9 protein-coding genes are annotated in these 13497 nt (G+C 46.5%); 8 read left to right on the forward strand and 1 reads right to left on the reverse strand.

Annotation, left to right across the window (positions count from 1 at the left end):
- Positions 1-126 precede the first annotated feature (126 nt).
- The 4 genes from ACKKE8_RS15725 (at position 127) to ACKKE8_RS15740 (ending at position 5428) form a co-directional block, all read left to right on the forward strand.
- Entirely contained in the window at positions 127-1143 is a 1017-nt protein-coding gene (locus tag ACKKE8_RS15725) for a MerR family transcriptional regulator (RefSeq protein WP_409178956.1), read from the forward strand.
- A gap of 97 nt (positions 1144-1240) precedes the next feature.
- A complete protein-coding gene (locus ACKKE8_RS15730; protein WP_409178957.1) occupies positions 1241-2860 on the forward strand; it encodes an ABC transporter substrate-binding protein in 1620 nt (539 codons plus the stop codon).
- Between the two features lie 28 nt (positions 2861-2888).
- Positions 2889-4319 (forward strand): serine hydrolase domain-containing protein, encoded by a 1431-nt coding sequence (locus ACKKE8_RS15735; RefSeq protein WP_409178958.1) that lies wholly within the window; start codon positions 2889-2891, stop codon positions 4317-4319.
- Positions 4320-4342: 23 nt separating this feature from the next.
- On the forward strand, positions 4343-5428 hold the full coding sequence (locus ACKKE8_RS15740; RefSeq protein WP_409178959.1) for a serine hydrolase domain-containing protein: 1086 nt from the start codon (positions 4343-4345) through the stop codon (positions 5426-5428).
- An 84-nt stretch (positions 5429-5512) separates the two neighbouring features.
- On the opposite strand, the gene ACKKE8_RS15745 is transcribed toward ACKKE8_RS15740, so the two are convergent.
- Complete coding sequence (locus ACKKE8_RS15745; protein WP_409178960.1) at positions 5513-7570, reverse strand: LuxR C-terminal-related transcriptional regulator; 2058 nt, start codon at positions 7568-7570, stop codon at positions 5513-5515.
- A gap of 187 nt (positions 7571-7757) precedes the next feature.
- On the opposite strand from ACKKE8_RS15745, the gene ACKKE8_RS15750 reads away from it, so the two are divergent.
- The 4 genes from ACKKE8_RS15750 (at position 7758) to glp (ending at position 13430) form a co-directional block, all read left to right on the forward strand.
- Entirely contained in the window at positions 7758-8183 is a 426-nt protein-coding gene (locus ACKKE8_RS15750; RefSeq protein WP_409178961.1) for a VOC family protein, read from the forward strand.
- 69 nt (positions 8184-8252) lie between these two features.
- Positions 8253-10916 (forward strand): IPT/TIG domain-containing protein, encoded by a 2664-nt coding sequence (locus ACKKE8_RS15755; protein WP_409178962.1) that lies wholly within the window; start codon positions 8253-8255, stop codon positions 10914-10916.
- Between the two features lie 233 nt (positions 10917-11149).
- A complete protein-coding gene (moaA, locus tag ACKKE8_RS15760) occupies positions 11150-12157 on the forward strand; it encodes a GTP 3',8-cyclase MoaA (protein WP_409178963.1) in 1008 nt (335 codons plus the stop codon).
- A 10-nt stretch (positions 12158-12167) separates the two neighbouring features.
- On the forward strand, positions 12168-13430 hold the full coding sequence (glp, locus tag ACKKE8_RS15765; protein ID WP_409178964.1) for a gephyrin-like molybdotransferase Glp: 1263 nt from the start codon (positions 12168-12170) through the stop codon (positions 13428-13430).
- The last annotated feature ends 67 nt before the right edge of the window (positions 13431-13497 follow it).

Raw genomic sequence — 13497 nt, forward strand, 5'->3', positions numbered from 1 at the left:
AACCTTACGAGTTTACGAAGCCAGGTGACAACAACCACCTGGCTTTTTTATGTCTCCTTTTATTCATATTGCCCCTTGAAACTCAAGTTACTTGAGGTTTTATAATTGGTTAGGAGGTGTTGTATCGTGCAGGGAAAGGCGAGGAACAGATTAGACACCACACAAAATCAACAGACTGATCGAACAACAATGAAGTTCTTCATAGGACAAGTGGCAAAAATGACAGGATGTTCTGTACCCACTGTTCGTTACTATGACGGGATTGGCCTGCTTTCACCTGCTGAGATAACTCCCGGAGGTCATCGTATGTATACGGCAGAGGAAATATGGCGGTTAAAACTGATCCTAACCCTTCGATATTTAAACTTTGGTATTGATGATATTAAGAGAATGTTAGCTGGGGATATACCTGTTGATATGGCGATAGAATGGCAAATCGAAGCTTTGGATATCCAAATGCGTACGCTTGCCAGCATGAAATCCATTTTGGAACAAACAAAGCAGAGTAAGGGTGGCAGTGATTCTTTGAGCTACATGCACGAGCTAATTGAATCAATTTCTACAGATGCATTGGAACGAGAAAAGTTTATTTTGGAAAAAATGGTTTCGTCCGTTTTTCCTGAACAGTTCCCGGTTGAATGGCGAGAGATATTTTTGCTAGGGGTTAACGTATCTTCATTGCTGGAAGGCAAGCTTTCGGCAGCACAAACGGCTGCATTAGATGAGTTGGAGGAAATGTTTAATGATCCACAGATTGTCCTGGAGATGAAGCAAGATGTTATGTCCTTCCTAGAAGTAGTTCACCTGCCTAAAATCAGTGTTGAGACGTGGACCGCCAGAATGCTTAACAACCATAAACAGTTGTTGAAGGCGGCGGAGCAACATGCAACGCCAGATAGTCCTGTCATACAGGCGAATATTCAAGAGTATGTCTTAATGTTTGCCGATGTTGACGAACTCCCTGTCTCGCATTCATTTTTCCGTCGGTTTGCTGAAAGGATGCTTTCAAGCCAATCAGAACATCTCGAACGTTTCAGAAGAATTTGTTCAATCATGTACCCTAGTCTGCAATCGTATATGAAAACCAATGAATTGTTCTACCAAGCATTACAGTGGAAGCTTCAACAACTGGATAAAGAGTAATTGTACTCTTTGTTACAGCTTGCGAAGGAGGTGAAATCATCTGTCATCATCGGAAGTTCTTTCAAAAAGAAAAGGGAAGGCGGTGGCATGCTGATACATGAAGAAAAACAAGCAAAAAACGTACAGTGTTTATCGGGGGGGATTTGTCATTCTATGTATGTTCCTGGTGGTTGGTTGCAGCACGCAAACATCTGTGCCAACCGAGCAACAGGAGAGTGCCAAACCAAAAATGGGCGGAACCATTACAGTAGCGTACCCTTATGAACCGGATACGTTAGATGCTCACATGTCTGCTGGATCTGCTGGGGTTTATACCTGGCTGCTCGGTGGATCACTGCTATATAAGGATCCTGCCACAAACGAATACAAGCCTTCTCTGGCTAGTGACTATAAAATTTCTGAGGATGGCAAAACGTGGACTTTCACCATTCGTTCCGGGATTACCTTTCACGATGGGACACCTCTGACTGCAAAAAGTTTTAAGGAAACCTTCGATCGTGCTCTCAATCCGCAGACAAAAGCAAAAACAGCTGCTGAATTAATTGCTCCAATAAAAAGTGTGAAAGCGCTAGACGATCAGACTCTCGTTCTGGAACTACATGAACCCTATGCTGCCTTTCGCGAAGCGCTAGGGAATTATTTAACGCAGCCGTTATCGTTGAAAGCGATTGAAAAGGCTGGAGAAAGCTATGGCCGGAATCCTGTGGGAGTAGGGCCTTGGAAGCTTGAGAGCTGGAAAACAGGCGAAGATGTGACCTATGTGAGAAATGAAGCCTTTCAGTGGGGAGAGCCATATTATGAAAATCAAGGTCCTCCTAAAGCAGACAAACTTATCATAAAAGCAATTGCTGACAGCCAGCTCAGATTGTCAGCGCTAGAGAGTGGTGCTATCGATGTAGCAACGGAAGTACCTGTAAAAGACGCGAAACGTTATCGGAATAATCCCAAATATCGAATTATGGAATACTTACGTCCTGGAGTGGGTTTCATGTTGGAGATGAATCTGACGAGACCAGAGTTCCAGGATATTCAGGTACGTAAAGCATTTAATATGCTAGTCAATAAAGAAGCCATTGTCCAAGCTGTTACGCAGGGAGAAGGCGCAGTAGCCCATACGCCGTTATCTCCATCTACGCTAGGGTATGACAAATCCTTAGAGAAGTACGGGTACCAGTATAATGTGGACGAAGCAAAGAAACTGTTGGACGACGCTGGTTGGAAAGTAAACGGAAGTGGTGTGAGAGAAAAGGACGGAAAAACTCTTAGTCTGAATTTGCTGAGTACAGCAGATCTTGACAAAGAAGCCCAATTGCTTCAAGCCATGCTGGGAGAAGCGGGTATCAACATGAAGATTCAGAATTTAGAAATAGCAGGGTACTTGCAGGAAGTCGTCAAAGGAAATTTTGATGTAACGCTGATATCGGGCGCCTATGATGACCCTGATATTTTATACTTTTATTTTCATTCGAGCGGTGCCTACAACCTGTCTGGTGTAAAAGATGACAAGCTGGATGCCCTCCTTTTGAAAGGGCGTACTACCATGCAGACTGATGCCAGAAAGCAAGTGTACATGGATGCACAGAAGCGACTGATTGAGCAAGCGTATGTTGTCCCTATCTATTACGATAAGGCCTTTACTGTCATAAATTCTCGGGTAAAAGGAGTAAAGTGGACATCTGTCATGCCGACATATAATGATAGCTGGATCGAGAACTAACTACATGTCAACCAAAGGAGAGAAGCGCATGCAAAATAACGAATGGATTGATTCTTTTGAAAAATATGCTCAAAAATGGATAACAAAAGGTCAGGTTCCTGGTGTTTGCTTGGGAATAGCAAAAAATGGTCAAATCTTCTATAAAAACGGATTTGGCTTCCGTAATGTGGAACGGCAGTTAGGAGTTACGATCGATACGGTATTTGGAATTGGATCGATAACAAAATCCTTTACCTGCGTGGCGGTCATGCAATTACAGGAAGCGGGTAAGTTATCCGTACATGACCCTGTTGTCAAATACCTTCCGGAATTTCGTCTGAAAAATCTTGATGTAGGGCAAATTACGATTCATCATTTTATGACGAATACGAGTGGAATTCCTCCCTTGCCAACATTTTTTGCAAGTGTGATGCGAAGCTTGGAAGAGAATGAGGTAGATGACCATCCATTTTTGCAGAACCAGACAGATGATACGGTACCAATCGATACGTACGAAGATCTGATGAGTGTTATCTCTACGTTAGATTTAGAGCTTTTAGGGCCACCAGGTACAGAGTTCAGTTATTCCAATGATTGTTTCGCCTTGCTGGGAGCGATCATTGAACGCGTCAGCGGGAAGTCGTATGAGGCTTATGTCAAGGAGCATATCATAGCTCCAATCGGGATGGAGCACACGAGCTTTTTTATGGAAGAGCTGAATAGGTATGAGAATATTACAAATCTGTATATCATGCGAGACAAAGGCGATCACAAAGAAGTGATTCCATCTCCAAATTGGTGGGATACTTCCTCTTTTCGAGCGGCAGGATTTATAAAATCAACGGTGCGGGATATGCTGCGATATACGGACATGTTCTGCAAAGGTGGGCTTACAACAGGAGGGAAACGAATTCTAACACCTGAAAGTGTACAACAAATGATAACCCCTTATTTTCCGACTGATATGGTACCCGGTCAATTTTACGGGTACGGATTGGTAATAACTCCTGACTACCACGGAAAAAAGTTAGTTGAACATAGTGGTGGTTTAAAAGGGATTGCGGCTCAAATGTGCTTCTTTCCCGAAACAGGACTGGCCGGAGTGGCACTGTCCAATCTAGAATTGTCACCGGTTTTGGCGGTTATGACGGGTGCGCTAAATAGTCTGGAAAACCGCCCTCCTGAATCCTCTCATCTGATTAGCAAGATTGATTTCCTATCCGAGGAAGCTATGCATCAATTCGTGGGGGATTATCAATCGAGTGAGTTTGGGACATTGCCGCTCCGATTGGAAAATGGTCAACTGGTGCTCTGCTTTTTAGGAGAAAACTACGTATTGAGACCATTTGCAGAAGATATTTTTGTAGTCCGGGCCTTTGGAACAGATTGCTCCGCACGGTTTATCAGAGGGGCAAAAAATGAGATTGTTAGAATGGCTTTTGCTGGAAGACAATTTTCAAAAGAGGTAGCTACATATTAAAAAACGAGTGGGGGATACGAAAAATGACACAGGGAGCCAAAGTAAATGATGAGAGATACCGTCAGCTTGATGAGCTTTTTTCTACGATTGGCGAACAAAACAATTGGAGCGGCAACATCTTGATTTTGGAAGAAGGGACCCCTTTTTATCAAAATTCCATAGGAATGGCCAGTCTAGAAACGGCTGAGAGATTGTCACCGTATTCCGTATTTGAACTTGCATCGGTTTCCAAGGCGTTTACAGCAATGGGCATCATGATCTTGCAAGAGCAAGGTAAGCTCGACTATACAGACAAAGTTGACAAGTTCTTTCCAGAGTTCTCTTATGCCGATATTACAGTAGAGAATCTATTAGTGCACACATCCGGTTTGCCTGATTACATGGAGTTGTTTTCGCAATATTGGGATAAAACGCGAGTGGCTACGAATCAAGACATACTCGAACAGCTAATCAAACATCGACCCAACCTCTTGTTTCAACCCAATGAAAAGTATGAGTACAGTAATACCGGCTATGCTTTATTGGCTTCTATCGTAGAACACGCAGCTGATACACGATTTGCCGATTTCTTGCAGCAACACATTTTTCAACCACTAGGTATGCAGCATACGAAGGTGTACAACCGAAGATATTCGCCTGAGTTGATCCAGCATTACGCCTATGGATACGTGTATTCTGCTCAATCTGAAGCATTAGTGTTACCGGATGAATCAAGTGAGAACGATTTTGTCATTTATCTGGATGGTATTCAGGGAGACGGCGCGGTCAGTTCAACACTGGATGACTTGCGTAAGTGGGACAGAGCTCTCTACACAGAAAAGCTGGTAAAAAAAGCAACGCTAAAGAGAGCATTTTCCCCTGTGCAGCTTACTGACAACAGTTTATCTTATTATGGATATGGCTGGCGGCTGCGTGAAGATCGAGTGATAGGAAAAGTCGTGCATCACGGCGGAAGCTGGCCGGGGTATCGAAGCTGGCTAAGAAGATACATTGAAACCGATAAAACGATTATTTATCTCACAAACGTAGATCAGGAACGTGAGTGGACGGAAAAAGTAGTAGAGGCAGTCGAGAATATTTTATTTGAACAACCGTATGTCAAACCGTAGCCATTAGCAGATAGCAGAAAAGCAATGCTAGTAATCGAGCATTTAAAAAGAGGAGCCGCCATCTACGGTTCCTCTTTTTTCGTTCTACACAAGCATTTTTTTCACCAACTGTGTCCGGTTGCTGACATCCATCTTTTCAAAAATCGACTTCAAATGCTTTTTCACTGTAACTTCGCTTACATACAAGCGGGCAGCGATTTCTGCGTTCGTCAATCCCTCAAGCACAAGGGCGGCTACCTCCTGTTCTCGAGCCGTCAATATACTCATGTCCAGTGTTGTGACTATGCCCGGTGATGCCGGGGGAGCAGGAGATGGAACCACTTCTTCCTCCAGGCGCAAATCCGCATCCAATCCGGATCGTTTCAGCAGCTTTTGCAAATAAGCAGGGAGATGCTCGCCTTGCGTATCACGGAAAAATACGAGCGTGGGTGTTACACCGTCATAGTTGGTGTGGGTGGCAAATTCGGCTATATCAAATCCCAAACTTTCGTGGGCGGCTTTGAAAAAAGGAAATGGTGCAGGTGAACACAACAAAAATTCTCCGGTGAACATTAAACCGTGCAGCATATGGCCAATGGCTGTATGTTGGGAAACATCCTCGTAATCATCTTGATGAATGGTGTGAATGAACCAACCTGCCCGTGTGTGTTCTGGCACGCTGAACCGTTCTAGCTCTTGTTTGGATAGAGCAGTGAAATAGGAACGAGAACCGGAATGTTCCATCAGGTAAGGAAGGGTTTTTTCGTTGATGGGAACAACTGCGGCGAGTGCCGAGATCGCGCCGTTTTCATTACGCAAAACGCGAAGCACGTCATATCCCAGCGAGAATAAACGGTCATGATCAAGCCAATTCAATGGGTACAAGGTTTGCTCCGCTGTCAGGTGAAAATCAAAATGTCGGTTCGTGTGCGGATCAAACAGCTTGATCGTTTTGGGGGAGGGACAGTGCCGCTGATTGCGGATATACTCCAGTAGTTCTTCCCGATGACCAGTGTGGATGGATTCGAACGGTTTGGGTAATGGGTCGAACCAATTTAAAAAGGCGCGGATGAGTGCGTCACCTAAAAAGAAGGTAAGCTCTAAAGCTTCTGGTGTGCGGACCGAATGAGTTGACTTGGTAAACTTCTCATAATAGTAATGAACAGCCCGCTTCTGCAAATCTGCAAAATGAAGCGGCGTCCGTGCCCGCATATCCTGGGCAATGGATTCTCTCATCAAGGAATGTATCGTCCAGCCGCTGTCCACTTTTCGTACAAACGAAAATCGGATCAATTGGAAAAACTCTGACGCCGTGATTTCTCTTTTCAATAAAAAGGACAGATTATCCTGATTGAAGTGCCGCAATATGGCTGCTGCTTCCACGAGAGGACGCAAATGCTCGCCAGGAACTTCGCGCAGCCATTGGCTGACGACAAACGGCAGCGTGTCCATTTCCTCATGAAAATCACCGTTTCCTTCCTGATCTCTCAGCTGCAAGTTAAAGGACAGCAGTGACAGGGTAAGGGGATGCCCATTGGAGCGCCGCCACATTTCTTGGATGATAAGCGGTTCAAAAATGTGACAGTAATGCGCATACCGCTCGACAGCATCGTAAGGAAGATGGGACAACGGAACCCTACTGATGAAGTGCCGCCAACCAGGCGAAAGAAGCCAAGCTTCAGACAGCGGATGCCGCCCTGCGATCACGATTAGGATATTCGCGCTTAATCGTTTGAAAAAATATTCGCGCAACCAATGGTCCAATCCGTCTAAGTTCTCGTAAATGTCGAGAAAGAGGACGAGTCTTTGATCGGCCGCTTTTTCATTCAGCTTCGAAACGGATTCCTCCAACAATTGGGAAGGATACTGCTCTTCTCCCTTATGATAGACATGCAATGCCTGCAAAATATGTAGGCAAAAATCAGAGGGCGTGTGCCAAAATTGCTCGCTGTCCAAAGAGAGAGTAGCTGCTTGACGCAGATGAGCTTGCCGCTTAAGCTCGTCGAGCAAATAGCTTTTTCCCACGCCTGCGGTCCCGAAGAGATTCATGATTTTTTTGGAGCGCCGCTCATCCGCAAGCAACTTCAAAAAATGAAGGACTTCCTCGGTTCGCCCTACCAACAGACGACTTTCCAGCTCTTCAAGGCTCTCCTGATAATTCATAGCATCACCTGCTCCATCACAAGGTTTTCCTTTTTCTTCCTACGATTTTACTACGCTTCTTTTATACTTGGTACTCATATTTATCGCAAGGGTATCCTTTTGGATGCATCCTTTCGAGTAATATCGAGGTCGGTATTCTCGGTGTTAGGATGAAACAGGCGAGTCAGTACGAAAGGATGGAGGGAACATGTCAAAGCTAAGCCGCTTGGGTCACATTTCCTTATATGCGCATGATGTTCGCAGATTGGCCTCTTTTTATGAAACCGCACTTGAACTGGCAATGATGAACCCTGGTGACGAAACGGCATGCTTGGCGATTGATCCACAATCGGGCAGGCACGATTTGCTCATCCTGAACAATCCGCATCATGTGCATCTCGCATTTTGGGTGGATACGTTGGATCACTTCAAGGAAGTGTGGAGGAGGCTGACGGATCACGGAATTTTGGCACATGGTCCGTATGTGGAGAGCGAATATGCATGTTTTTCTTTTCTTGATCCGGAAGGCAATCAGGTGGAGATCATATGGGCGCATCGAGGCGGAAAACCACATCCACAGAGAAGAAAAATCAGCTTTCGGGAATTAGAGGAATTCGGCGTTAGCCAAGAATGATCGTCCGTGCAATGGAGACTGGCTCGCACATACTATTTCATTCATTGTGATAAGGGAGAGGAAAAAAGAATGTCAACTTCTACAAACACTTTCAATGCAGGTGGAAATACGCTCGGGATCACGACCATGGCTGTGAATCCGGCATCCTTCCAAGCAGCACCCCAAATGGTTCAGGATCGAATGATGTATCACAAAGCGGTGCTGGAGTCATTCGGGATTACGTCCCTGTCCAGTCTGGGGGCGCTCAAGATCCGCGGAACGATTGTACCTCAGTCGGGATTGACGAAACCAACCCCCACGCTCGTCAGTGGGAATACCATGATTCAGTCTGCGTATCGGATCGACTCAGCCAAAACTACACCAACGTTGCAAATGCTGAGTGGAAAAGCGGAACTGTTGCAAGCAATCCCGTTTCCTAAAAAAATGACGGCTACATTAGCTGTTCCGTCCCCTGCTTCGGCCTTGAATATATCGGTGGACACTGCCTATTGGGCCGCGTCGGAAATTACTATCGAGGATGGAACCAATGTCATTTTGAAATATCCGCAGCGCTACTTGATCATCATCGCCGAAAAGTTGACGGTTGGACAGAATGTTACGTTTACATGGGAGCGTCCTTACCGCTATGTTCCAGCCAAACGCAAAAAACCAGCAACACCGCCAGATGCACCAATGTCATCGACGCTCTCAGGCATTCCGGGGACACCTGGAACAGCAGGATTGCCCGGAGACCGTGGATTCGACGGGGCTGCGGCTCCTGAACTTGAATTGTGGGTCCTCGATATGGCGGGACGTCCTCATTTTGACTTGAAAGGGCAAGATGGTACACAAGGTGGACCTGGGCAAGACGGAGGAGATGGTGGCCGGGGAGGAAAAGGCAAGCCAGCCGAATTGGATTGGGCAGGTTTCTGCAAAGCCGGAGCAGGAGCAGGTGGAAACGGAGGACGTGGCGGAGCAGCTGGCTACGGAGGCCAGGGAGGCAATGGGGGAGCTGGCGGTCGGCTGACCTTGTACGCACCACAAACGATCATCCAAAATTATTCGCAAGGCTTTGCGATCACGATTGAAGGAGGCAGCCCGGGGGCAGGCGGAATCCCTGGCAATCCTGGAGCGGGCGGACCAGGTGGAGCTGTGGGTGACAGCAAGAATGCAAAATTCGGTACGGCATGCGGTCCCGGGCCAAGAACGGCAGGTCAACCGGGGGCCCAAGGTTCATTCGCCGATGCCGGTCGTGTCGGATATGCCGGAGGTAGATTGTCTGAACCTGTGAGCTTCCGAGCCATCGACGAAGATGACTTCAGACGCAAGCTCTTGGAGCCGTCTATCAGCCATGTATCTCCGGAGTATGCATTCGCAGGTGATACAGTGACGCTGGAAGGGAAGCGCTACACGAAAACAGATGTCGTGCTGATCGATGGCACTGAAACGAAAACCCAGGTAGTAAGTGATACCATGCTTAACTTTGTCATACCTAACGTGACAGGAGGCTCCCATACGCTCCAGGTACGACAATCAGATATGACTCTCTCCAGCAAGGCATCCATCTACGTGAAGCCACAAGTCATTTCCGCCCAACAGGAAAATCAAGTGAAAACGAGGCTGAGACCCGGACAAAAAGTGATCGTGAACGGAAGCGGCTTCTCCGAAGGGACACTCGTCTTGGTAAATAACCAAGAAATGCCCGATGTACGGATGTTAAGTTCGACTCAATTGGAATTTACCTTGATTCGCCCGGCCGATGTAGAGAGCAATCCAGCAGGTGAGCAGGTGACCATGAAGGTGCGCCTTTCTGATGGCACACCTTCCAATGAAATTCCACTGACCCTAGAAACCTTCCATATGCTCGTGATGGGCGATTCCGTGAGCTGGGGGCAAGGCTTGCAAGAGCATGAGAAGTTTTATTCCATCGTGGGTGCAGCCGTTCAGGCCAGAGAAGGAGATATCAAGCAATATACACAAGTACTCGCTCATTCTGGCGCCATTATTGGAGAGGGAAAGCATGACGTAGTGGCACCCGTAGACGGTGAGGTACCTACCTCTTTTCCAACGATTCTGCAGCAATGTGCGTTCTTCAAAGGCGAGGCTGAATTGGTGGATCTGATTCTTTTGGATGGAGGCATGAATGATGTCGATGTTCGGACAGTTCTGAATCCTTTCCATCCAGCCGATTTGGCGCAATTACATTACGACTATTTCTATGGGAGCATGAAGCAATTGCTGGTCGAGGTGACGAATAAATTTACACAAGCCAAAGTCATCGTTACCGGTTATTATCCACCAGTGTCTGAAAAGAGTGATATGACTGCGGTGGAAGCATTGTTGATCGGCGTAGGGGCCATTGTCGGAGGAGTCGGCGGCGGTGCAGCCGGAGGGATTCTGGGTGCGGCTGAGCTGGAAAAGGTATACAAGCGCTCTGCCCAACTCGAAGCGGAATCAAAGCTATACCTGCTAAAAGCCATCGATGAGAGAAATGCAGAGCTCGGTAAACAGCGTATCTTTTTCGCTGATCCGAATTTTGGTCCGGAGCACGCGGCGCTGACGGATGACCCTTATGTGTTCGGCATCAATTTGGACCTGACTCCACAAGACCTGATCGCAGCCGAGCGACTCGTCTCCTGCACAGAAGCAGGGTGCACGGGCTTGGATTTCGAGATTTGCAAGCGTGCCTCCATCGGTCATCCTAATCAAAAGGGAGCCCAGGCGTACGCAAACGCAATCTTGCCTCTTCTGTAAGCAAGCAATAGTATCATAGGATGATTTACACAGATAAGCTGTCGAGGAACTGATGTTCCCTGACAGCTTTTTCATGTCCCAATCCTTCCATCCTCCGAACGGGCAAAAGGTGCACAGGCAGAAGCAATAGACGCACGTGATTCAAACGGTGTGCGTTTTATCACATGTCCTGCATTATGAATATGGTACTTTGAAGGAAAACGAATTTGCAGAAGTTGAAAGGGGGAAGACCAGTGATTCCAAGTGAATTGGTGGATGCTTATGGTCGTGTCCATGACTATCTACGCATTTCGGTAACGGATCGTTGCAACTTGCGGTGTGTTTACTGCATGCCTGCTGATGGAATGGAATTTGAACCTGATGAAAATATCCTGTCTTTGGACGAAATCACCGAGGTTGTAAGGGTTTTGGCCGAAATGGGGGTCAAAAAAGTAAGGCTGACAGGTGGAGAACCATTGGTCCGCAAAGGCATTGAACATTTGGTATCCGCGATAGCAGGAATTCCAGGAATCGAAGATATCTCTATGACTACCAATGGCATTTTCTTGGCTAGAAAGGCCCAAAAATTAAAAGAAGCAGGCTTGAACCGTGTGAATATCAGTCTGGATACATTGAAAGCGGATCGTTTTTCGTTGATTACTCGCGGCGGAGATGTCCAGCGAGTTCTGGATAGTATAGCTGCATGCCAACAGGTAGGGATAGAACCGATTAAGTTGAACGTCGTTCTTATGAAGGGGATTAACGATGACGAAATAGAAGATTTTCTTCAGCTCACGATTAATAGTCATTTACAAGTTCGATTTATTGAATACATGCCCATCGGACACAACAACACGAGATGGAAGCAATCCTATCTGCCATTGTCCACGGTATTGGAACGCTGTCATCAATTAGGCTGGAAAGTGGCTGAGAGTCATGAAGTGCAAGGTAACGGACCTGCACAAACGTTTCGGATAGAAGGCGCCAAGGGGAGTTTTGGGCTGATTCATCCCGTGAGCGATCATTTCTGCGAAACTTGTAACCGGCTTCGTTTGACGGCGGATGGAAATATAAAGCCATGCCTATATTGGTCGGATGAGTTTAACGTTCGTAAGTGCATTGGAAATGATGAAGCGGTACGCGAACTCTTTTTCCGAGCATTGCATATCAAACCACTGAATCACGAAATGGCCAAAGCTTTAGTCGATGAGAGTCAGTCGCATGTACCAACAGTCAGGCGCATGTCTCAAATTGGAGGGTAGTGTAGACGACATGGATAGAGTAGAAAGCGTGAATCGATTTCACCGAAATGCGGTTCAAGTCGTGGAAGCACAACGCAGAATTGAGCAACATCTGAACCATCTCGGTGTAGAAGAAGTCTCATTGGAAAATGCCTACAGTCGTACGTTGGCGGAGGATATCATTGCGCCAGATAATATGCCTCATTTCCGGCGTTCCGGGATGGATGGCTTTGCGATCATGTCCAGTTCAACTCACGGGGCATCACCTGAATCTCCTGTCCTTTTGGAAGTGATCGACAATATTCCTTGTGGAGCCCTTCCTACAAAAGAAGTATCGCAAAGAACCGCTTCCCGAATCATGACGGGAGCCATGGTACCTGAAAATGCAGACGCAGTCATCATGCTGGAAATGACAGACGATTTTGAGGAGCAGGGCAAAACATACATTTCGATAAAAAAAGAAGTCCATCCTGGGAAGAACCTGACTCCGATAGGTCACGAAATCCCAATGGGGGATTGTGTCCTGCAAAAAGGTACAGAAATCCTCGCTGGTGAGACCGCATTGTTGGCTACATTTGGTTTCTCCCGCGTCAAAGTATATAAGCGCCCAACCATCGCGATATTTGCAACAGGTTCAGAGCTTTTACCTGTAGATGCGTCACTTTGCGCAGGTAAAATTCGAAACAGTAACTCTTACATGCTGGCGGCACTTATTCGGGGGGCAGGAGGAATTCCGTTACTGATGGGTTCCATCCCTGACGAGGCAGACCAAGCTCAAGCTCTTATTTTTGAAGCATTTTCCGTTGCGGACTTCGTGATCACATCAGGTGGAGTATCGGTAGGCGACTACGACATTCTCGTAGATATTTTTGAAAAATGGAAAGGGAAGGTCCTGTTTAACAAAGTAGCAATGCGCCCCGGAAGTCCTACGTCCGCAGGGGTTTGGAATGATCAATTTTTGTTTGCTTTGTCAGGCAATCCGGGAGCATGCTTTGTTGGTTTTGAGCTCTTCGTTCGTCCTGTGATTTTGGGTATGCAGGGGATTCAAAATAGATACATGCGGGACTTTACCGCTTTTCTAGGCGAAGACTTTACAAAGGTAAATGCGTATCCCCGGTATGTTCGCGGAAAGTCGTTTGTAATCGATGGCAAGGTATTCGTAAAACCTGTCGGGATGGATCAATCAAGCGTTACCGTATCCATTAAAGATTCCGATTGCTTGATCAAGATTCCACCTGGTGGAAAGGGAATGCAGCAAGGTGAGCTTGTCTCCGCCTTGATGCTTAGAGGATAATACTCACCTTGCGGGCGCTTTGGTGAAAGTAAGCGAAGATCTCCTTCTGAATGGTACAATGTTAACA

This window comes from Brevibacillus fortis (assembly GCF_046196545.1).
GTDB classification, from domain to species: domain Bacteria; phylum Bacillota; class Bacilli; order Brevibacillales; family Brevibacillaceae; genus Brevibacillus; species Brevibacillus fortis_A.

Bases quoted from the DNA above. Each gene is read 5' to 3' on its own strand.
- ACKKE8_RS15735 (WP_409178958.1), top strand. From the start codon at position 2,889: ATGCAAAATAACGAATGGATTGATTCTTTTGAAAAATATGCTCAAAAA.
- ACKKE8_RS15755 (WP_409178962.1), top strand. From the start codon at position 8,253: ATGTCAACTTCTACAAACACTTTCAATGCAGGTGGAAATACGCTCGGG.
- ACKKE8_RS15750 (WP_409178961.1), top strand. From the start codon at position 7,758: ATGTCAAAGCTAAGCCGCTTGGGTCACATTTCCTTATATGCGCATGAT.
- ACKKE8_RS15730 (WP_409178957.1), top strand. From the start codon at position 1,241: ATGAAGAAAAACAAGCAAAAAACGTACAGTGTTTATCGGGGGGGATTT.
- glp (WP_409178964.1), top strand. From the start codon at position 12,168: ATGGATAGAGTAGAAAGCGTGAATCGATTTCACCGAAATGCGGTTCAA.
- ACKKE8_RS15740 (WP_409178959.1), top strand. From the start codon at position 4,343: ATGACACAGGGAGCCAAAGTAAATGATGAGAGATACCGTCAGCTTGAT.
- ACKKE8_RS15745 (WP_409178960.1), bottom strand. From the start codon at position 7,570: ATGAATTATCAGGAGAGCCTTGAAGAGCTGGAAAGTCGTCTGTTGGTA.